The organism is Paracoccus ravus (assembly GCF_004522175.1).
Taxonomy (GTDB): domain Bacteria; phylum Pseudomonadota; class Alphaproteobacteria; order Rhodobacterales; family Rhodobacteraceae; genus Paracoccus; species Paracoccus ravus.
The window spans coordinates 1-19,585 of sequence record NZ_SDEB01000022.1 but is presented as its reverse complement, the minus strand read 5'-3'; the positions used below and the strand labels follow the sequence as shown (position 1 = coordinate 19,585).

18 protein-coding genes, 1 tRNA gene and 2 pseudogenes are annotated in these 19,585 nt (G+C 64.8%); 16 read left to right on the top strand and 5 right to left on the bottom strand.

Features of this window, described 5'->3' with window-relative positions; genetic code table 11:
* Positions 1-4 precede the first annotated feature (4 nt).
* The 6 genes from ESZ60_RS15765 to ESZ60_RS15740 are packed head-to-tail and all read left to right on the top strand — an operon-like array spanning position 5 to position 6,197.
* Complete coding sequence (locus ESZ60_RS15765; RefSeq protein ID WP_134681689.1) at positions 5-835, top strand: carbohydrate ABC transporter permease; 831 nt, start codon at positions 5-7, stop codon at positions 833-835.
* 10 nt (positions 836-845) lie between these two features.
* The gene (locus tag ESZ60_RS15760; protein ID WP_134681720.1) at positions 846-1,844 is read left to right on the top strand and encodes an ABC transporter ATP-binding protein; all 999 of its coding nucleotides are present in this window, start codon (positions 846-848) and stop codon (positions 1,842-1,844) included.
* Complete coding sequence (locus ESZ60_RS15755; protein WP_134681688.1) at positions 1,841-2,605, top strand: L-iditol 2-dehydrogenase; 765 nt, start codon at positions 1,841-1,843, stop codon at positions 2,603-2,605. The genes ESZ60_RS15760 and ESZ60_RS15755 overlap by 4 nt, the downstream gene beginning before the upstream one ends.
* Before the next feature lies 1 nt (position 2,606).
* Positions 2,607-4,070, top strand: coding sequence for a mannitol dehydrogenase family protein (locus ESZ60_RS15750; protein ID WP_134681687.1), 1,464 nt, complete (start codon positions 2,607-2,609; stop codon positions 4,068-4,070).
* A gap of 3 nt (positions 4,071-4,073) precedes the next feature.
* A complete protein-coding gene (locus ESZ60_RS15745; protein WP_134681686.1) occupies positions 4,074-4,733 on the top strand; it encodes an HAD family hydrolase in 660 nt (219 codons plus the stop codon).
* A gap of 9 nt (positions 4,734-4,742) precedes the next feature.
* Positions 4,743-6,197, top strand: coding sequence for an FGGY-family carbohydrate kinase (locus ESZ60_RS15740; protein ID WP_134681685.1), 1,455 nt, complete (start codon positions 4,743-4,745; stop codon positions 6,195-6,197).
* An 8-nt stretch (positions 6,198-6,205) separates the two neighbouring features.
* On the opposite strand, the gene ESZ60_RS15735 is transcribed toward ESZ60_RS15740, so the two are convergent.
* On the bottom strand, positions 6,206-7,156 hold the full coding sequence (locus ESZ60_RS15735) for a sugar-binding transcriptional regulator (RefSeq protein WP_134681684.1): 951 nt from the start codon (positions 7,154-7,156) through the stop codon (positions 6,206-6,208).
* A 170-nt stretch (positions 7,157-7,326) separates the two neighbouring features.
* On the opposite strand from ESZ60_RS15735, the gene tpa reads away from it, so the two are divergent.
* The 7 genes and pseudogenes from tpa to ESZ60_RS15710 all read left to right on the top strand — a co-directional run bounded on the left by tpa (position 7,327) and on the right by ESZ60_RS15710 (position 12,977).
* The gene (tpa, locus tag ESZ60_RS15730; protein WP_134681683.1) at positions 7,327-8,688 is read left to right on the top strand and encodes a hypotaurine--pyruvate aminotransferase Tpa; all 1,362 of its coding nucleotides are present in this window, start codon (positions 7,327-7,329) and stop codon (positions 8,686-8,688) included.
* A gap of 20 nt (positions 8,689-8,708) precedes the next feature.
* Entirely contained in the window at positions 8,709-10,199 is a 1,491-nt protein-coding gene (gene pdxR / locus ESZ60_RS15725) for a MocR-like pyridoxine biosynthesis transcription factor PdxR (RefSeq protein ID WP_342365243.1), read from the top strand.
* A 108-nt stretch (positions 10,200-10,307) separates the two neighbouring features.
* Positions 10,308-10,637 carry a polysaccharide deacetylase family protein gene (locus ESZ60_RS21335; RefSeq protein WP_245155722.1) on the top strand — a complete coding sequence of 110 codons (330 nt, stop codon included), beginning with the start codon at positions 10,308-10,310 and terminating at the stop codon, positions 10,635-10,637.
* A gap of 121 nt (positions 10,638-10,758) precedes the next feature.
* Positions 10,759-10,827: pseudogene (locus ESZ60_RS21330) on the top strand (hypothetical protein); the annotation flags it as partial.
* Between the two features lie 13 nt (positions 10,828-10,840).
* Positions 10,841-11,374: pseudogene (locus ESZ60_RS21325) on the top strand (ATP-binding protein); the annotation flags it as partial.
* Positions 11,375-11,759: 385 nt separating this feature from the next.
* Positions 11,760-11,900: a biotin/lipoyl attachment domain-containing protein gene (locus ESZ60_RS20840; RefSeq protein WP_167620181.1), complete on the top strand. Its 141-nt coding sequence runs from the start codon at positions 11,760-11,762 to the stop codon at positions 11,898-11,900.
* 51 nt (positions 11,901-11,951) lie between these two features.
* A complete protein-coding gene (locus ESZ60_RS15710; protein WP_134681682.1) occupies positions 11,952-12,977 on the top strand; it encodes an AbrB family transcriptional regulator in 1,026 nt (341 codons plus the stop codon).
* On the opposite strand, the gene ESZ60_RS15705 is transcribed toward ESZ60_RS15710, so the two are convergent.
* Positions 12,974-14,875 carry a potassium transporter Kup gene (locus ESZ60_RS15705; protein WP_134681681.1) on the bottom strand — a complete coding sequence of 634 codons (1,902 nt, stop codon included), beginning with the start codon at positions 14,873-14,875 and terminating at the stop codon, positions 12,974-12,976. The genes ESZ60_RS15710 and ESZ60_RS15705 overlap by 4 nt on opposite strands.
* Positions 14,876-15,024: 149 nt before the next feature.
* Between ESZ60_RS15705 and ESZ60_RS15700 the strand changes: the two genes are divergently transcribed.
* The 3 genes from ESZ60_RS15700 to ESZ60_RS15690 all read left to right on the top strand — a co-directional run bounded on the left by ESZ60_RS15700 (position 15,025) and on the right by ESZ60_RS15690 (position 17,509).
* The gene (locus tag ESZ60_RS15700; protein WP_134681680.1) at positions 15,025-16,539 is read left to right on the top strand and encodes a DUF4118 domain-containing protein; all 1,515 of its coding nucleotides are present in this window, start codon (positions 15,025-15,027) and stop codon (positions 16,537-16,539) included.
* On the top strand, positions 16,536-17,234 hold the full coding sequence (locus ESZ60_RS15695; protein ID WP_134681679.1) for a response regulator: 699 nt from the start codon (positions 16,536-16,538) through the stop codon (positions 17,232-17,234). Before ESZ60_RS15700 ends, ESZ60_RS15695 begins: the two co-directional genes overlap by 4 nt.
* Before the next feature lie 185 nt (positions 17,235-17,419).
* A tRNA-Ser gene (locus ESZ60_RS15690) sits at positions 17,420-17,509 on the top strand.
* A gap of 141 nt (positions 17,510-17,650) precedes the next feature.
* Here the strand turns inward: ESZ60_RS15690 and ESZ60_RS21090 are convergent.
* From ESZ60_RS21090 to ESZ60_RS20835, 3 genes are all read right to left on the bottom strand, one after another.
* Entirely contained in the window at positions 17,651-18,280 is a 630-nt protein-coding gene (locus ESZ60_RS21090) for an SOS response-associated peptidase (RefSeq protein ID WP_209021323.1), read from the bottom strand.
* Between the two features lie 458 nt (positions 18,281-18,738).
* Positions 18,739-19,152, bottom strand: coding sequence for a hypothetical protein (locus ESZ60_RS15680; protein WP_134681677.1), 414 nt, complete (start codon positions 19,150-19,152; stop codon positions 18,739-18,741).
* Positions 19,149-19,585: hypothetical protein (locus ESZ60_RS20835; RefSeq protein WP_167620180.1), on the bottom strand; the 437-nt coding region annotated here is incomplete at its 5' end. The genes ESZ60_RS20835 and ESZ60_RS15680, both read right to left, overlap by 4 nt.

Genomic DNA, 19,585 nt, shown 5'->3' with positions numbered 1-19,585 from the left:
AGCCATGGCCCGCCGCGTATCCAACCGCCGCCGCTGGTTTTTCACCATCCTTGCCTGGGGGGTGGCACTGGCGATCTTTTTCCCGATCCTCTGGACGATCCTGACCAGCTTCAAATCCGAGGCCGACGCCATCGCCAGCCCGCCGAAATTCCTGTTCTTCGACTGGACGACCGAGAATTATGCCGAGGTGCAGGAACGCTCGCCCTATCTGCGCCATTTCCTGAATTCGGTGATTATCTCGGTCGGCTCGACGCTGCTGGGATTGCTCATCGCGATCCCTTCGGCCTGGTCGATGGCCTTCCAACCCGGCAAGCGGACCAAGGATCTGCTGATGTGGATGCTGTCGACCAAAATGATGCCTGCGGCGGGCGTCTTGATCCCGATGTATCTGCTGTTTCGCAGCTGGGGCCTGCTCGATACGCGGCTGGGGATCACGGTGGTGCTGATGCTGATCAACCTGCCGATCATCATCTGGATGCTCTACACCTATTTCCGCGAGATCCCGTCCGAGATTTTGGAGGCCGCGCGGATGGATGGCGCGAGCCTGAAGAATGAAATCGTTCATGTCCTGACGCCAATGGCCGTGCCGGGCATCGCCTCGACCCTGCTTCTGAACGTCATCCTGGCCTGGAACGAGGCCTTCTGGACGTTGAACCTGACGACCAGCAAGGCGGCTCCGCTGACGACCTTCATCGCCAGCTATTCCAGTCCCGAGGGGCTGTTTTACGCGAAACTCTCGGCGGCGAGCACCATGGCCATCGCCCCGATCCTGATCCTCGGCTGGTTCAGCCAGAAGCAACTCGTGCGCGGCCTGACCTTTGGCGCGGTGAAATAAGGGGGGAATGATGGGCAGCATCACCTTGAAACAGGTCCGCAAGGCATTCGGCGAGGTCGAGGTCATTCCCGGCGTCGATCTGGACATTAACGACGGCGAATTCGTGGTCTTTGTCGGCCCCTCGGGCTGCGGGAAATCGACCCTGCTGCGTCTGATAGCCGGGCTTGAGGATGTGTCCTCGGGCACGATCCTGATCGACGGGCAGGACATGACCGAGGCCGCTCCGGTCAAGCGCAAGCTGGCGATGGTATTCCAGTCCTATGCGCTTTACCCCCATATGTCGGTTCGTAAAAATATCGCCTTTCCCCTGAAAATGGCCGGGATGCCCGCGGATGAGCAGGCGCGGCGTGTTGGTCACGCGGCAGGCATCCTGAACCTGACCGATTATCTGGACCGTAAGCCCGGCCAGCTTTCCGGCGGCCAACGCCAGCGCGTCGCCATTGGTCGCGCCATCGTCCGCGAGCCGGTGGCGTTTCTGTTCGACGAGCCCCTCTCGAACCTCGATGCGGCTTTGCGGGTGAACATGCGCGTCGAGATCTCCGAACTGCATAAGAAGCTCGCGACGACGATGATCTACGTCACTCATGATCAGGTTGAGGCCATGACTATGGCCGACAAGATCGTCGTGCTGCGCGCGGGCCGGGTCGAGCAGGTCGGCTCGCCTTTGGACCTATACCGACGCCCCGCCAACCGCTTCGTCGCGGGCTTTATCGGCAGCCCGAACATGAATTTCCTCGAAGGCGAGGCAGCGGCCAAGCTCAATGCCCATGCCATCGGCGTGCGCCCCGAGCATTTTCAGCTATCAACGACCGACGGGATGCTGGCGGGCACAGTTGGCGTGGCCGAGCATTTGGGCTCGGATACCTTCCTGCATGTCACCTTGGATGGCGGTACCCATGTCGTCGCCCGCGCTTCGGGCGAGTTTCCGGTGGATCATGGCGACCGCATCTGGTTGACCCCGGCCGAGGGCCGGATCTATCGCTTTGATCAGCAGGGGCTTGCGCTATGAGGCTGGCTGGTAAAACCGCCCTGATCACCGGCGCCGCACGCGGCATCGGTCGCGCCTTTGCCGAAAGCTATATCGCCGAGGGCGCGACCGTGGCCATTGCCGATATCAATGCCGAGGCCGTAGGCGCCACCGCCGCCCAGATTGGCGCGCATCCGATCGTCATGGACGTCACCGATCAGGCCAGTATCGATGCGGGCGTGGCCGAGGCCGTCGCTGCGATGGGCGGCATCGACATCCTGATCAACAATGCCGCGCTGTTCGATCTGGCCCCGATCACCGAGATCACCCGGCAAAGCTATGACACGCTTTTTGCGATCAATGTCGGCGGCACGCTCTTCGTCATGCAGGCGGTCGCGCGCCAGATGATCAACACCGGTCGTCGCGGCAAGATCATCAATATGGCGAGCCAAGCGGGCAGGCGCGGCGAGGCTTTGGTGGGCGTCTATTGCGCGACCAAGGCCGCTGTCATCAGCCTGACCCAATCGGCCGGGCTGAACCTGATCGCGCATGGCATCAACGTGAACGCCATCGCGCCGGGGGTCGTCGATGGCGAGCATTGGGACGGGGTCGATGCCAAGTTCGCCGCATATGAGGGCAAGCCGCGCGGCCAGAAGAAGGCCGAGGTCGGTGCCAACGTCCCCTTCGGTCGCATGGGCACCGCCGCGGACCTGACCGGCATGGCGATCTTCCTCGCCACGTCCGAGGCCGATTACATCGTCGCCCAGACCTACAATGTCGATGGCGGGAACTGGATGAGCTGAGATGATCACGCTGAACCAAGCCAATCTGTCCAAGCTTCCGGTCGCCGCGCCGGGTTACGACCGTGGCCATTTGACCGGCGGGATCGTCCATTTCGGCTTGGGGAATTTCCACCGCGCGCATCAGGCGGTCTATCTCGACCGGCTGATGAACCTCGGCAAGGGCCATGATTTCGCGATCATCGGGGCGGGCGTGATGCCCTCGGACGCGCGGATGCGCGACACGCTGGCCGGACAGGACTGGCTCTACACCGTGGTCGAGCAATCCGCCGGGGCCTCCGAGGCCCGCGTGATCGGCGCGATGATCGACTACCTGCCGCCCGCCGATGCCGCCGCGATCATCGCGAAGCTGGCGGATCCCGCCATCCGCATCGCCAGCCTGACCATCACCGAGGGCGGCTATTTCATCGACGCGACGACCGGGCATTTCGACCCGACCCATCCCGCCATCGCCGAGGATGGCCGCAATCCCGCCGCGCCACGGACGGTCTTCGGCATGCTGGTCGCGGGGCTCGCGGCGCGGCGCAAGGCGAGCATCCCGCCCTTTACCGTGATGTGCTGCGACAATATCCCCCATAACGGCCATGTCACCCGCGAGGCGGTGGTGGAAACCGCGCGGCATTCGGACCCCGCGCTGGCCGACTGGATCGCGGCTCATGTCGCCTTCCCGAACGGCATGGTCGACCGCATCACCCCCGCGACCTCGGAGCGCGAGCGGCGGATGATCCGCGAGGATTTCGGTATTGCCGATGACAGCCCGGTCTTTGCCGAGGATTTCATCCAATGGGTGCTCGAGGACAACTTCCCCCAAGGCCGCCCGCCACTTGAGGAAGTCGGCGTCGAATTCGTCGAGGACGTGACAGCGTGGGAGCTGATGAAGATCCGCATCCTGAACGGAGGCCATGCGGTCATCGCCTATCCCTCGGGGCTGATGGATATTCATTTCGTCCATGAGGGGATGCAGAACCCGCTGGTCCGGGCCTTTCTCGACAAGATCGAGGCCGAGGAAATCATCCCCGCCGTCCCCCCCGTCCCCGGCACCGACCTGCATGGCTATTACCTGAAGGTCGCGGAACGCTGCGCCAATCCCAAGATCGGCGACACGATCCGCAGGCTGTGCCTCGACGGCTCGAACCGGCAGCCGAAATTCATTATCCCGACGATCCGAGACCGGCTGGCGCAGGGTCTGACGGTTCAGGGGCTGGCACTGGAATCCGCGCTCTGGTGCCGTTACTGCGCGGGCATGACCGATAGCGGCGCGATCATCGAAGCGAATGACCCGAATTGGGGCCGGCTGAAGGCGGCGGCGCAAAGCGCCAAGACCGATCCGCAGGTATGGCTGGGAATGTCCGAGATCTATGGCGAGACCGGGCAGGATCCGCGCCTTGCCGAACCCTTTGCTTCTTGGCTGGACATGCTGTGGCGCGCGGGCACGGCCGCGACGCTGACCGCCTATCTTAAGGCCTGATCCTTGACGCCGGCCGTGATCTTCGACTGTGACGGGGTGCTGGTCGATTCAGAGCCTCTGGCAGTGATCGAATTGCTGGCCATGCTCAGAAGCGTCGGCGCGCCAGTCTCCGAGGCCCGCATCTATGACGAGTTTCTGGGCAGATCGGTCCAGACCATCATCGAGGCGGTGTCGCAGGATCACGGCATCGACATCCGCCCGGCCCTGCCCGGCTATGGCGCGGCGCTGGCCGCCCGGCTTGCCCGCGACCTCAGGGCGGTCCGGGGCATGGCCGAGGCGATCACCGCCTGCGACGGGCCCCGCGCGGTCGCGTCTTCCAGCGCGCCCGAGCGGCTGAACCTGTCGCTGGAACTGACCGGCCTCGCGCCGCTTTTCGGCCAGCACGTCTATTCGGCCGTTCAGGTCAGGAATGGCAAACCCGCGCCCGACCTGTTCCTTTTCGCGGCAAGCCGACTTGGCGTCGATCCGCGCGATTGCGTGGTGATCGAGGACAGCCCGGCCGGAATTCTCGCCGCCCGCGCGGCCGGAATGCGCGTCATCGGCTTTCTGGGCGGCAGCCATGCCGCCCCCGCGGGGCTGCGGGCGCGGCTCGCGGAACTTCATCCCGACGCGCTGATTGAACATGCGCGGGATTTGTCCAACACTCTGGCCCGACTGGGCTAGGGGGAACGGGTGCTCATCGCAGCGGTGGATGTGGGTTCGGCCCGTGCGCGCGCGGGATTGTTTTCGACCGATGGCGGGCTGGTCGCCCGCGCCAGCCGGGGCTTTGCGACGCTGCCTTCGCCGGGCGGTCAGGCGGGATTTGATTCCGCCGAAATCTGGTGCGCCGTGGCCGAGGCGCTGGCCGAGGCGCGGCACATGGCCGGGGCCGACCCGGCACGAATCCGTGCTCTGGCTTTCGACGCGACCTGCTCGTTGGTGGTCGACGCGCCCGACTTCGCCCCGGACGTGATCGCCTGGCACGATCATCGCGCCGTGGCCGAGGCCGCCCGGATGGACGGCATCCCGCATGAGGTCGTGGCCCGCGCCGGAGGCTCGGTCTCGCCCGAGATGCAGACGCCCAAGCTGATATGGCTCAGGCGCGCCCGGCCCGAAACCTGGATCGGGCTGCGCGGCATATATGACCTTTGCGACCACCTCGCCTTTCGCGCGACCGGGCGCCCCTCTCGGTCGCTTTGCGCTGCCGCCGCGAAATGGCCATACCTGCCCGATCGCGGCGGCTGGGCCGAGGATCTGCTGGCCATGCTGGGGATCGCGGATTTCCCGCATGACGAGCCGGTGCTGCCTGCAGGCGCGCCGATCGGCCGATTGTCGTCGCAGGCTGCCGCCGAACTGGGGCTCGCGCCCGATTGCGTGGTCGCAAGCGGGTTGATCGACGCCTTTGCCGGCGCGCTGGGGGCGGCGCCCGGAATGCCCGCGCTGATCGCAGGCACATCGAATTGCGTGATGGCACCGGATGTCGCAGTCTCGCCTGCGCTCTGGGGGCCCTATCCGGGCGCGATCCTGCCCGGACAGGCCGTGACAGAGGGCGGTCAATCCGCGACCGGAGCCCTTCTGGACTCGATCCGGCGGCAATATCCCGAGGCTCAGAGCCATGACCAGATCCTGACCCGGATCGCGGCCAGCCCGGAGCCCGGAGCCGACATGCATGTCCTGCCGGACTTCAAGGGCAACCGCGCGCCCTTTGCCGATCCCATGATGCGCGGCGTTGTGCACGGGCTGTCTCTTGATCGCGGAGCGACGGCACTGGACGCGCTTTACTGGCGGGCGGCAGTGGGAATCGCTTTGGGCACGCGTCAGGTCATCGCCCATATGGGGCTGGCCCCGCACCAGATCGCTCTGGCGGGGGGGCAGGCGCGCGCATCGCTGCTGCGCCAGCTTTACGCCGATGCGACCGGCGCGGAAATCCACTGGCAGCCCCAGGACGCCGTCTTGCGAGGCACCGCGATCGCGGCCGCGGCACCGATGATGGGAGGGATCCGGGCCGCGCAGGCCCGCTTTCTCCGCGAGGTCGAGGTCACGCGCCCCGATCCCCATGCCAGCGCCCGGCGCGAACGCGACTGGAGGATATTTCTGCGCATGCAGGCGCAGCGCGCCGAGATCAGCGCGCTCTCGGCGCATGGCTGACGCGGGAACTAGCCCGCGCCGGGCAAGTCATCGCGAAGCAGCCATGCCCCCGTTTGTGCGTCGGTGATCAGCCCGCCGATCAGGCCGCCCTGCAAGGCCCCCCGGATCGCGGCCAGCTTCTCCAGGCCAAAGGCCGCGCCGACAACCAATGTCCGCGCGGCTCCGGGGATCGGGGCGGATGCGACGCGGTCATTGCTGAGACCGTCGATCAGCCGCCCCTGTGCATCGTAAGCCCAGCCGGTAATTTCGCCCACGGCGCCGGCCGCGATCATCCGCTCCAGATCCGGGCGGGTCAGAAAGCCATCCTTGAGCAGGGCCGCGCCGTGGTCCATCGTGCCGATGCCGACAAAGGCGACCTCGGCATCGGCGGACATCGCGATCACGCGCCGGATCCCGGGCTGGCGCATCATCGCTTGGCGTTCCTCTGCGCTCGGGGCCAGCACCGACAAGGGCAGCGGAAAGCTGCGCGCCGTGACCAGTTCCGAGAGCGAGAACAGGACGTTGTAATAGGCCGTCGACCCGTCCGTCGCGATATTCCCCGTGAGCGAGACGACGAGATGCTGCGGGCAGTCGATATGCGGCAGCCGGGCGATGCCCGCGCGCAGGGTGCGGCCCGTGCCGATGGCGAGGGTGAGCGGCTCGGGGCGGCGCAGCCAGCGCTCCATGGTACTGGCAAGGTGGAGGGCGACACCGGCCTCGGGTGCATCGGCGGGCGCGATCTCGCAAAAGCGCAACCCCCATTTGGCGCGCAAGTCGCGGGCCAGTTCGAGGCAATGGGCGAAAGGGTGGTCGATGCGGATCTTGACCAGACCCTCGGCCATGGCCTGCGCGACCAGCCTCTGCGCGGTCTGGCGCGAGACGCCCATGACCCCCGCGATCTCGTCCTGCGTCATCCCCGCGACATGGGCGAGCCATGCCGCACGCGCGGCCTGTTCGAGCTTTTGCCCTTCGTCCGGCATCGCACCCCCTTGATCCTATAGGCTTCGATCTAGTCCCTGCGCGCGTGCCCTGTCCAGCGCGGCAACTGGCTTTATCGACGGATAAAAATTGGATCTATTGCGGCGACGGCATCGCGCGTAATCTCGTCCGGTCAAGATTCCCCCAACCTCCTTTCGACAGAGGCAAGAACATGAACGACCTCAGCCCGGTCATCGCAGCGGACAAGGCCCATGTCTGGCACCATCTGAGCCAGCACAAGCAATATGAAACCATCGATCCGCGCGTCTTCGTCGAAGGCAAGGGGATGCGGCTCTGGGACGCGACGGGGCGCGAGTTCCTCGACGGGGTTTCGGGCGGGGTCTGGACCGTCAATGTGGGCTATGGCCGCGAAAGCATCGCCAATGCCGTGCGCGACCAGTTGATCAAGCTGAACTATTACGCCGGCGCCGCCGGGACCGTGCCGGGCGCGACCTTTGCGCAGCGTCTGATCGAGAAGATGCCGGGCATGAGCCGGGTCTATTATTCGAACTCGGGCTCCGAGGCGAACGAGAAGGTTTACAAGATGGTGCGCCAGATCGCGGCGCGCCATTACGGCGGCAAGAAATGGAAGATCCTCTATCGCGACCGCGATTATCACGGCACCACCATCGGGACGCTGGCGACCTCGGGTCAGGATCAGCGCGCCACGCAATACGGCCCCTATCCGGACGGTTTCATCCGCGTGCCGCATTGCCTTGAATATCGCAAGCAATGGGATGTCGAGAATTACGGCGAGCGCGCCGCCGACGCCATCGAAGAGGTCATCCTGCGCGAAGGCCCCGACACGATCGGCGCGATCGTGCTCGAGCCGGTGACGGCGGGCGGCGGGGTCATCACGCCTCCGACCGGCTATTGGCAGCGCGTTCAGGAGATCTGCCGCAAATACGACATCCTGCTGCATATCGACGAGGTCGTCTGCGGGCTTGGCCGCACCGGCACCTGGTTCGGCTATCAGCATTACGGCATAGAGCCGGATTTCGTGACCATGGCCAAGGGTGTCGCCTCGGGCTATGCGGCGATTTCCTGCACCGTGACGACCGAGCGCGTCTTCGACATGTTCAAGGATGACGCTTCGGACCCGATGGGCTATTTCCGCGATATCTCGACCTTTGGCGGCTGCACCTCGGGTCCGGCGGCGGCGCTGGAAAACATGCGCATCATCGAGGACGAGAACCTGCTGGAAAACTGCACCCGCATGGGCGAGCGCACCGTCGCGAACCTGCAGGCGCTGATGGAGAAGCACAAGGTCATCGGCGATGTGCGCGGCAAGGGCCTGTTCTGCGGCGCCGAGCTGGTCGCCGACCGCCTGACCAAGGAGCCGGCGGACGAGATGAAGGTCCAGGCCGTTGTGGCCGACTGCCTTGCGCAGGGCGTGATCATCGGTGCGACCAACCGCTCGGTGCCGGGCTTCAACAACACGCTTTGCCTGTCCCCCGCGCTGATCTCGACCGCCGATGACATCGACACGTTGACCAATGCGATCGACGGGGCGCTGACACGCGTCTTCGGATAAGGCAGGATGGCGGCCCGAAATTGCTTCTGGCCGCCATGCAGATCCCGCCCGAGACTTTCCTGATCGACCGCAACTCGGTGCTGCCGCTGCAAGTGCAATTGCGGCGGCAAATCGTTTCGGCCGTGCATGAGGGTCGGTTGCGCCCCGGCGAGCGCATGCCCTCGAGCCGGGCGCTTTCCGCGCATCTGGGCATCGGGCGCATCACCGTCACGCAGGCCTATCTGGATCTCGTGACCACGGACTATCTGGTGGCGCGGGGACGCTCGGGCTATTTCGTCTCGGAGCGGGTGGGCGAGCTTCGCCCCGAACCGCGTCCCCAGACGGAACCGCCCCGCTTCGACTGGGCGGCGCGGCTCGACGGGCGCAACCTGGCCGCCAAGCGCAAGGACCGGCCGACCGATTGGCGGCGTTATCCCTATCCCTTTCTCTATGGCCAGACCGACGACCGGCTGATCGACCATTCCGCCTGGCGCGAATGCGCGGTGCGCGCGCTTGGCCGGCGCGACCTGGGCGCACTGTCGGACGATCAGTATGACGGCGACGACCCCGAGCTGGTGGACTTCATCATCCGCCACTTGCTGCCCCGGCGCGGCATCCGGGCCGAGGCGGGTGAGATCCTGCTGACGCTGGGGGCGCAGAACGCGCTTTGGCTGATCTGCGAACTGCTGCTGGATCGCGGCGCGACCTGCGCCATCGAGGAACCGGGATATCCCGGTCTGGGCGAGATCCTGACCACGTTGCGCGCCGATGTCGTGCCCGTGGCGCTGGATGGCGAGGGCCTGCCCCCGCAGGATATTCCGCAGGGCGTGTCTGTCGTCTTCACCTCACCCAGCCATCAATGCCCGACCAACCGCACCATGCCGCGCCCCCGGCGCGAGGCGCTGCTGCGCATGGCCGCCGAGCGCGGCTGGGTCATCGTCGAGGACGATTACGAATTCGAGATCAGCTTTGCTGGCGCGACCTCGCCCGCGCTCAAGGCGATGGATCGCAGCGGGGCGGTGATCCATATCGGGTCTTTCTCGAAATCGGTCTTTCCGGGGCTGCGGCTGGGCTACATCGTCGCCGATCCCGCCTTCATCGCCGAGGCCCGCGCCCGGCGCGGCATGATGTTGCGCCACCCGCCTGGGCATGTGCAGCGCACGATGGCCTATTTCCTGTCGCTGGGTCACTATGACCGGCAGGTCAAGCGCATGCGAGAGGCCTTTGCCGAGCGCCGCCGCGTGACCGCCGCCGCGCTGGAACGCCACGGGCTGGACAGCGGTGGCGCGGGGCCGGCGGGCGGGTCGAGCTTCTGGCTCGCGACCCCCTTCGGTCTGGACAGCGACCGGCTTGCCCGCGCACTCAAGCCCGAGGGTGTGCTGATCGAGCCGGGACGACCCTTTTTCCGCGCCCGCGATGCCGGGGCGGGTTTCTTCCGGCTGGCCTATTCCTCGATCGCGGCCACCGAGATCGACGAGGGCATCCGCCGCATCGCCAACCTCAGCCGAAACCTCAGCCACTGCCCCGGCTAGGCGGTGGCATTCGTTCGACGCAGGTGCCTGCCAGCCTATCGAGCCAAGCGGATGAGATGACCACGACCATGCTTCTCAATAGCGATCTTGGCCAAGGCGAGAAGTCGCATGGGCGATGAAGCGGCCCTGCCTGTCATCCTGAGCTGGGCCAGTATCGCCTGCGGCTTTCACTCCGAAGATCCGATGATCGTCCTTGCAACCTGCGCGCGGCGGCGACCAGAAGAGTCGCTGTCGGCGCGCATGATTCCCATCTCGACCGCTGTGACCTCGGCCGAGCCGACGGCGGATGCGAACTACCAGATCGAGGCCTTGCAAAGGCCGTCCGGATCATCTGCGCCTGCCGCGACGAAGGCAGCGGAACGCTCGCGATCCATCCCGGCTAAGGATTCTTGTCGGAACGCGCCGATCCCGCCCGCGCCGAGCAAGCGGCCGGCCTGATCTGGACCGGGCCCGAACCCGATGTGATCGAGGCCCTTGGCGACAAAATAAAGGCGCGACGAATCGCCGAGGCCGTGGGCCTCCCGTCATTATCAAGGCAGGTTGTGGCGGGGCGGGGGGCATGCGCGTGGCGCGAGAGATAGGCGAGGTCGAAGAGCTTTCCGACAGCGCCACGCGCGAGGCAGAGGCAGAATCAGAGACGGATGCGGCCTTGGGGCGGGGCGAATGCTTTGTCGAGCAGGTTCTCGAACCAGCCGCGCCATGTCGAGGCCCAGATTCTGGCCGACCATCACGGCAAGGTGAAGGTCATCGGAACGCGGGACTATTCGCTGCAAGGGCGGCACCAGAAACTGAGCGAGAAAGCCCCTGCCCCGTTCCTGACGGAAGCGCAGCGCGACCAGATCCAAGAGGCGACACGGGCCATTTGCGCGCGTGCCGGGTATAGCGGCGCAGGCGCGGGCAAATTCCTCCTCTCGGCGGATGGCGAGCTGTCTTTCCGCACGGTGACCACGCATTTGCAGGTCGAGCATCCGGTGAGCAAGGAAAGCTCTGGATTTGATCTTGTGCGCGCCATGATCCGTATGGCACAGGGCGCGCGTCTCTCTGACGAAACCGTGCCCGAGCCGCGCGGTCATGCCATCGAGTTCCGCATTAATGCAGAAGACCCGGCGCGGGGGTTCCTCCCCACACCTGGGACGATCGATGTGTTTGACCCGCCCTCGGGTTCGGGCACCCGCCTGAACAGCGGCGTGGCAACGGATTCGACCGTGCCAATGGCAGTCGACTCGCTCATGGCCAACCGGAGTGAACCTGCGTTCAGGCTCTGGCCCGCGCCGCAAGGGATTTCCGCGATCTCCGGATGGAGGACGTGGCGCTGGGTCTGCACTTGCCGGACTGGTTCTCGATGCCGCGGGTTTTTCGCGTCGAGGACGGGGATGACTAAGTTCAGCCCGAAACCAAGCGCCGCATGGCGGCGTGGTTCCCCCTTCTCCGTCCCCGATGCCGCGCCTTGCTGTTTTAGTTCGATGGGAAGCGCCACGAACTTGGCCTGCCCGAGACTTTCCTGGCGCGGACTGCGGCCACTCTCCCGCCCGCGAACCCAGCCGCGCCCGCCGACCCGCAATGCTGACGGCTCCGATCGCCGTGGTCGAGGCCGAGAAAACGGAAATACAGATCCTCGCCCATTGCAGCGGCAGGATCGAGCATCTGGCGGCAATGGGGGCGCGGCTTGCCCATGGCGGGCCGATCTCCCGACGGGTTTGACATCGCGCGCGGTGGGCGGAACAAAGGCGCGAACCGCCAGCCGAGACGAACATGACCCTTGCCGGACGCCGCCTTCTGACCCTTGCCCTCGCCGGTGCCGGAGGCGCGCTGTTCCTGCTGCTGCATCTGCCCCTGCCGTTGCTGCTGGGTCCGATGCTGGCCTGTCTGATCGCGGCGCTGGCAGGGCTGCCTCTGGCGGATACCGGGCGGATCGGCACTTTGATGCGCACGATCATCGGTGTCGCCGTGGGCAGTTCGATCACGCCGGCCGTGCTGAACGAGTTGCCCGAGATCGCGGCATCGCTGGCCATGGTGCCCGTGTTCATCGCCGTCATCGCGCTGATCGGTTACCCCTTATTTCGCAGGGTCTTCGGCTTTGACCATGCCACCGCCTGGTACGCCGCGATGCCGGGCGGGCTACAGGACATGCTGGTCTTCGGCCATGAGGCCGGAGGCGACCTGCGGGCGCTGTCGCTGATCCACGCGACCCGCGTTCTGGTCATCGTCACCGTCGCGCCGATGATCCTGGCAACCTCCTACGGGCTCGACCTGTCGCAGCCTCCGGGCCAGCCGATGGGCGCGGTCGCCCTCCATGAAATCGCGCTGATGATCGCAGCCGGTCTGGTCGGCTGGAAAGCCGCGGAACGGCTTGGCCTTTTCGGTGCCTCGATCCTGGGACCGATGGTGCTGGCCGCGATCCTCTCGCTCTCGGGCCTGATCCAGCACCGCCCCCCGGCCGAGATGATTCAGGCCGCGCAATATTTCATCGGCATCGCGGTGGGTGCGAAATATGCCGGCATCACGCTGCGCGAGTTGCGCCTTCATGTGACCGCCGGACTGGTCTATTCGCTGGTGCTGGCCGCGATCAGCCTGGGCTTCATCGAGATCATCATGCATCTCGGCCTTGCGCCGGGGCTGGATGCCTTTCTGGCCTTCCTGCCCGGCGGACAGGCCGAGATGATCGTCGTCGCGATCATCGCCGGCGCGGATCTGGCCTACGTCGTCAGCCATCACCTGCTGCGCATCGTGATCGTGATCGTCCTCGCGCCGGTCGTCGCGCGGGTGATGCGGCGCTAGATGTTCATCTGGGTGCCGATCTCGACCACGCGCCCCGCTGGGATGCGGAAGTAATCCGAGGCCGCCGCCGCATTGCGCGACAGCGCGATGAACAGCCGGGCCTGCCATGCCGGCAACACGCTGCGCGTCGAGATCCGGATCCTGCGCCGCGACAGGATGAACGAGGTCGCCATGATGTCGAATTTCCAGCCCTGCCTGCGGCACATCAGCAGGGCCTGCGGCACGTCCGGATCCTCGGCATAGCCGTAAAGCAGTTCGACCAGCCGGAAGCGGTCGTTCACATCGGTGATGCTGACACGCTCATCCGCGGGGACGCGGGGAATATCCGAGGTGGTGATGGTCAGGATCACGTTCTGCTCATGCAGCGCCTTGAAATGCTTGAGGCTGTGCAGCAAGGCTCCGGGGGTGATATCCGGCGTCGAGGTCAGAAACACCGCCGTTCCCGGCACCGTGCAGATCGTTTCCGAGCGTTCGATCTGCCCCAAGAGTTCGCTCAGAGGCAATTCCGCGTCGCGGTCCTTGGCCGAGACGATCGCGGTGCCCCGCATCCAGCTGCCCATGATGATGAGCGAGATCGCAGCGATCCCCAGCGGCACATAGCCGCCATCCGCGATCTTCATCAGGTTTGCCCCGAGGAACACGAGGTCCAGCGCCAGAAAGGGCAGCATGATGAGGACCGAAAGCCAGAGCGGCAGTTTCCAGTGCTTATGCGCCACCACCATCGCGAGCAGCGCCGTCACCACCATCGTCCCGGTCACGCTGATGCCATAGGCCGAGGCCAGACGCGAGGACGAGCCAAAGATCACCACCAGCGACAGGACCGCGAACATCAGCCACATATTCACGCCGGGCATGTAGATCTGGCCCTGATGCGCGTCCGAGGTATGGCGGATCTTCATGCGGGGCAGCAGATGCAACTGCACCGCCTGCTGCGTCAGCGAATAGGCCCCCGTGATCACTGCCTGGCTCGCGATGATGGTGGCGAGCGTCGCGAGGATCACCACCGGGATCAGCGCCCAGTCCGGAAAAAGCAGATAGAAGGGGTTGGCGATCGCGCCGGGATTCGAAAGCAGCAAGGCACCCTGTCCGAAATAGGTCAGCAGCAAGGCCGGAAAGGCGACAAAGAGCCAGGCCATCTGAATCGGCTTTCGACCGAAATGTCCCATATCGGCATAAAGCGCCTCTGCGCCGGTCACGGCCAGAAACACTGCCCCCAGCACGATCAGCCCAAGTTGCCCGTTCTGCGCCAGAAAGCGCAGCGCATGGATGGGATTGAGCGAAGCGAGGACCTCGGGTTGCTGGATCAGCCAATGCACCCCTCCTGCCGCCATGACGGCAAACCAGATCAGCGTGATCGGTCCAAAGAACCGCGCAACCGCCTCGGTGCCGCGGCTCTGGACCAGAAACAGCCCGATGATGATGACGATGGCGATAGGCTCGATAAAGGGCGTCACATCGTCGGTCACGAGCTTGAGCCCTTCGAGCGCGGAAAGCACCGAAATCGCCGGCGTGATCGCCGCATCGCCGTAAAACAGCGACGCCCCCAGCATGCCCAGCACCACGATGACCAGATGTGGCCGACCGATCGCGCGCTGTGCCAGCGCAAGCAGAGACAGGGTGCCGCCCTCGCCCTGGTTGTCGGCCCGCATCAGGATCAGGACATATTTGACGGTGACCACCAGCAGCAAGGCCCAGACGATCAGCGACAGCACGCCCAGCACATCGGCGCGGTTGACGCCGCCGTGGCTTGCCCCGGCCGCGAGCATCGCCTCGCGAAAGGCGTAAAGCGGAGAGGTCCCGATATCGCCATAGACCACGCCGATTGCCGCAAGCGACAGCGAAAAGAGCCCCGCGCGGCGCGGCGCTTCTTCGACCATGTGCAAATCCGCACTTGCCATTTTGTATTCATCCTTGCTCGACGGGAATTTTCCCGAAGCAGCAAAGATGCCGCAAAGCAGCATAAGGCTTCGATACGGCTTTTGCGCCGCAGCATAAGGTTTTCATAAAGATTGTGGACAAGCGGGGATGCTTCCAGCCAGATCCGATCATGGATCAGCACGATATTCCACATCTCAAGGACGACAGGCGCTGGATGAACGCGCCCTCTCTGGGCGGTTTTCTGGGGGCTGCGTGCCTTATTGTCATCGTGACGCTGGCAGCCGGGGCCGCGCGCCACGCTCTGCCCGAGGCGGTGGCCATTCTGCTTTTCCTGACCGCAGTGCTGGTCAACGCGGCGCTTTTCGGGCTGTGGATCGGGATTGCCAGCGCCTTCGGGGCGCTGATCGGATTCAATCTGATGTTCGTCGAGCCGCATTTCACGCTGCATATCTCGCAGCCGCGCGACCTCATCACGCTGGCGGTGTTCCTGTTGGTGGCGGGCATGACCGGCGTGATCTCGGGACGGCTGCGCGAACAGGTCGATGCCGCCCATGCGCGCGCCGCTGCGCTGGAGGTTCTATCGCAATTCTCGTCGGAACTGGCGCAGGCGCGCACATCCTCCGAGGTCGCCGCGGGCGCGGTGCGCGGTCTGCATGCGCTGGCCCGTGGCCCGGCCGTCGCGCTCGCGCCGCATGAGGGGAAATTGCGCCTGATCGCAGCCGAGCCCAGACAGTTTCTGCCCGAGGCCCGCGAGTTGGAGGCCGCCGACATCGCCTTTCGGCGTGGGCGTCCGGAATTCGCCTCGGCCCAGGGCTGGCACGGTTCGCGGCTGACCTTCTACCCGGTTTCGGGGAATGGAGCGCCCGGTCCTGTCCTTGGCCATGCCCGCATCCCCTCGGACCGGCGCGATCATGGCTGGCGCGGTCGCGCCATCGACGTGATCCTGCGCCAGACCGGATTGACGATGCAACGTCTTGCCCTTGCCGATGAGGCAGAGGCCGAGCGCCGCCGCGCCACCGCCGAGGAACTGCGCGCCGCCCTGCTCGCCTCGCTGTCGCATGACCTGCGCACGCCTCTGGCGACGATTCTGGGATCGGTGACGACGCTCCGGGAATTGCGCGAGACATTACCCCCGGCCGCGCAGAGCGACCTGCTCTCGGCGATCGAGGAAGAGGCCGAGCGCCTTGCCCGCTATGTCGAAAAGCTGTTGCAGCTGACCCGGCTTCAGGCCGGGGCGCAGATCAACATGGCCTGGGTCGATGCCGGCGATGCGGCCCAGGCCGCCGTGACGCGCGCCCGTCGCTCATGGCCCCAAGCCCGGATCGAGACCGCGATCCCTCCTCTGCCCATGATCCGCGCCGAGATGGGCTTGCTGGAACAGGCCGTGTTCAACCTGATCGAAAACGCCGTGAAATATGCGCCGGGCACGATCCGCGTTTCCGGGGCGGTGCAGGGCCGGACGCTGGTCCTTGCCGTCGCGGATCGCGGGCCGGGCTTGCCGGGCGCTGTGGTCGAATGGCTGGCTTCGGACACAATGACCCGGGTCAAGGAATTGCCCGGGCTGGGGCTTCAGATCAGCAAGGGCATCGCGCTGGCGCTGGGAGGACGCCTCGCACAGCCCCCGTCCGCTGCAGGCACGCGTCTCGAGATCCGCCTGCCCGTGGCCGAGGAGCCGGGCGCATGAACGGCCGCCAGACCATCCTGATCGTGGACGACGAGCCGCAGATTCAGAGATTTCTGGGCCATGCGCTGGTGGCGGCGGGATATCAGACGCTTCTCGCTTCGGATGGGCGCGAGGCCTTGGCCGTCGTCGCCGCGCAGGAGCCGGATCTGATGATCCTGGATCTCGGCCTGCCGGACATGAATGGCAAAGAGGTGATCGAGCGGCTGCGGCTGCGCTCGGATCTTCCCGTCATCGTCCTGTCCGCCCATGACCAGGAGATGGAAAAGATCATGGCGCTTGATCTGGGAGCGGATGATTTCGTCTCCAAGCCCTTCGGAATCGGCGAGTTGCTCGCCCGGCTGCGCGCCAGCCTGCGCCCGCGGCGCGCCGCCCGCCCCGAGATGATCCGGCAGGACGGGCTGTCGATCGATCTCGCCGCGCATCGGATCAGCCGGGACGGCGAGGCCCTGCGGCTGACGCCCAAGGAATTCGACCTGCTCGCAGCGCTTGCGCTGAATGCAGGTCGCGTGATGACCCATCGCAGATTGCTGGAACTGGTCTGGGGACCTGCCCATGTCGATGACGTTCCTTATCTGCGGGTCTTTGTCGGGCAGCTGCGCCAGAAGCTGGAACGCGATCCCGCCAGGCCCAGTCTGATCCTGACCGAGCCCGGGATCGGCTACCGCTGGGCGCAGCCCGAACTGGGAGAAATCTGAGATTTCCGGCCAATGCGGGTCGGAGACCGCGTATCCCGTCTCGTTGACGATACGCGCCTGCCGGAAGGCCGATTACCCGCCCGCAGAACTTCTCAGACCAAACAGCAGGATCCGAGGGGCATTTCACCTCAGTTTCCTTCAAGACCCCCTTGTTTCTGTGCTTCTTGGGCCATATACGGGGCGGTGGAGACGTGGCCGAGTGGTCGAAGGCACACCCCTGCTAAGGGTGCAGGCCCGGAAGGGTCTCGAGGGTTCGAATCCCTTCGTCTCCGCCATCCAACTCATTTAACTGCATGTTTATGTTGGCGAATTTTGGTCGAGCCTTTAGATCTTCCCCCACGACTTCCCCCATTTGATTTGGGAACGCCTCGGAATTTACCGGAATGTGAGCGGTCAGTAGGCGCTCGAGCCGTCTCCTAAACAGGCTGGTCGATCAGTCGTAGCCCATCATCGGCAAGCGGCCTTTGCAGCTTGCCAGCCAGATCGAATGGAGCCGAGAGCCAAGCTTCCCATTCCGAAGGCTTGGTCAGTATCACCGGCATTGCTTTAGGATGAATTGCGCCAACCCTGGCATTAGGTGCGGTCGTGAGAAACGCGAACAGGTCATCTGTCGTCTCGCCGTCTTTCACCTTGCGCACTGACTTCCAGCCGCGCACTTCGATGCCCGCAAAGAACATCGGCATGTCATCAGTAGCGGCAAACCACTGATTGCCCTTTCCGGCTCCGAGCGGTTCGGCAAACGATGTGACCGGGACCAGACAGCGATGCGCGGGGCCAAGCCAGCGCCGCCAATGAGGGGATGAGGTGTTGCGAACATTCGTCACGCCGGGGTCGCGAGCGGTTTTCAACACAGCTGGTGGCGAAGGCATTCCCCAGCGAGCGCGCGCGAGTTCCAATGCATGGCCGTCGTGGCGAATGATGGGGGCTAGCCGATCTGGGTAGATGCTGCCCGGCTCAAGGTTCCCGGCTTTGTCCGAGAACTCGAAGCCCTGGAACATCTGGCGCATCGCTTCTTGCGTGGTCGTGACGTTGTAGAGATTGCACACGGGCTCATCCTCGCCAGGCTTCCTGCCGAATGGCAACGCTGGGGAAGTGTAGCCCGGAGAGCTGGTTCCGTCAGCCAGTTCGAGCTCCGGGAACGCAGAGCAGAAACCGTCCGCATCCGCCGGGGTGCGAAAGTGGACAGCTATACAATCGCGCCCGTCACTTGAGCCGCCGCTGTGCCAGGCGTAGCTGCCCCGTCCGATGACTCTGTCCAGCCAGAAATATATCGCATCAGACCGCAGCCCAGACCAGTTAGGGGAACATAAAGCCTTACGCGCACCGGGAATGCCCGGTCGTCGGTCTTGGACTGTGGAGTGCTGCGGCGAGTCATTGCAGGAACATTTCAGGAACATCGGTGAGTCGCAACCAAACAAAACGCGGCTGATCTGCCCTGTAGAAAGAGGCTTGGAAAAGCAAAGCCCCGCCGCAGCGGGGCCAGTTGGAAATGAGTTCGGGTAATTCAGGCGAGAAGCTTCGCCTTGTCCGCATCAATGAACGGCTTAAATTCCTGCTCGCGACCGCCCAGATGCAAGTGGCGCTCTTTCAGCCGAATTCCCCGAACGTGGGGAGCGGGGTGGCACATGAAGCGGGCGGCTGCTTCCACCCAAGCGGAGAAGGCTTGCCTTTCGTTGGCACGGTCCTGCTGATCGCGTGGGAATTTGCTGAGTCGGAGGCAGTTCAGATGCTCATGCAGTGCCCCTGCGGCCCTCATTGCCATGTAAGCCCGTTGAAACTCTTCTTCCGCTTGCTTCTTCGCTGCCGCCTTTGCTCGACGCTCGATGGCGGCAAGCTCCTTGTCGGTGCCGAGATGCACTGGCTCCAGCAGCTTCTCCATGAAGGCGGAAGCGGTCTTCTTCGAAAGACGACGTTTCATGCCTGACCTCCGCTCAGGGCGCGGGCCGCGGCCCATTCCTTGATTTTGGCCCATTGCCACTTCTGCATTTCGGGCTGGTCGATGGTTTTGTCTTCGAAATGCTGGTCACGATGGACATAGGCGCAGAAAGCCGCGAAGCCAGCCGCAGTGCTGATCGACGTTTCGCGCATCCGGTCTTCCATGTCCTGCATGATGTTGTCCGTCTCGATGTGAACGGGCAGATCGAAGTTGCCACCCTCGGGGAGGTGGCTGGCCTCGATCCAGCGGTCCAAGGCGATGATCCATTGCCGCGAGTAGCCGACGATGGGGTGGTAATCCTCCCCATGGTTAAGGGGCTGCATAAGTAGAATTTTCTCGTAGCGTGAGCTGAGGAGATTCGAATGAGAAAGAGCCGTTTCACGGAACCGCAGATCATGGCTGTGCTTCGTCAGGC

What these genes read in the sequence shown, in the direction of transcription:
- ESZ60_RS15760 (WP_134681720.1), top strand. Translation starts at nt 846, where the DNA reads ATGGGCAGCATCACCTTGAAACAGGTCCGCAAGGCATTCGGCGAGGTC.
- ESZ60_RS15750 (WP_134681687.1), top strand. Translation starts at nt 2,607, where the DNA reads ATGATCACGCTGAACCAAGCCAATCTGTCCAAGCTTCCGGTCGCCGCG.
- tpa (WP_134681683.1), top strand. Translation starts at nt 7,327, where the DNA reads ATGAACGACCTCAGCCCGGTCATCGCAGCGGACAAGGCCCATGTCTGG.
- ESZ60_RS15710 (WP_134681682.1), top strand. Translation starts at nt 11,952, where the DNA reads ATGACCCTTGCCGGACGCCGCCTTCTGACCCTTGCCCTCGCCGGTGCC.
- ESZ60_RS15735 (WP_134681684.1), bottom strand. Translation starts at nt 7,156, where the DNA reads ATGCCGGACGAAGGGCAAAAGCTCGAACAGGCCGCGCGTGCGGCATGG.
- ESZ60_RS15765 (WP_134681689.1), top strand. Translation starts at nt 5, where the DNA reads ATGGCCCGCCGCGTATCCAACCGCCGCCGCTGGTTTTTCACCATCCTT.
- ESZ60_RS15755 (WP_134681688.1), top strand. Translation starts at nt 1,841, where the DNA reads ATGAGGCTGGCTGGTAAAACCGCCCTGATCACCGGCGCCGCACGCGGC.
- ESZ60_RS21335 (WP_245155722.1), top strand. Translation starts at nt 10,308, where the DNA reads ATGGGCGATGAAGCGGCCCTGCCTGTCATCCTGAGCTGGGCCAGTATC.
- ESZ60_RS15695 (WP_134681679.1), top strand. Translation starts at nt 16,536, where the DNA reads ATGAACGGCCGCCAGACCATCCTGATCGTGGACGACGAGCCGCAGATT.
- ESZ60_RS20840 (WP_167620181.1), top strand. Translation starts at nt 11,760, where the DNA reads ATGCTGACGGCTCCGATCGCCGTGGTCGAGGCCGAGAAAACGGAAATA.
- ESZ60_RS15705 (WP_134681681.1), bottom strand. Translation starts at nt 14,875, where the DNA reads ATGGCAAGTGCGGATTTGCACATGGTCGAAGAAGCGCCGCGCCGCGCG.
- ESZ60_RS15680 (WP_134681677.1), bottom strand. Translation starts at nt 19,152, where the DNA reads ATGAAACGTCGTCTTTCGAAGAAGACCGCTTCCGCCTTCATGGAGAAG.
- ESZ60_RS15700 (WP_134681680.1), top strand. Translation starts at nt 15,025, where the DNA reads ATGGATCAGCACGATATTCCACATCTCAAGGACGACAGGCGCTGGATG.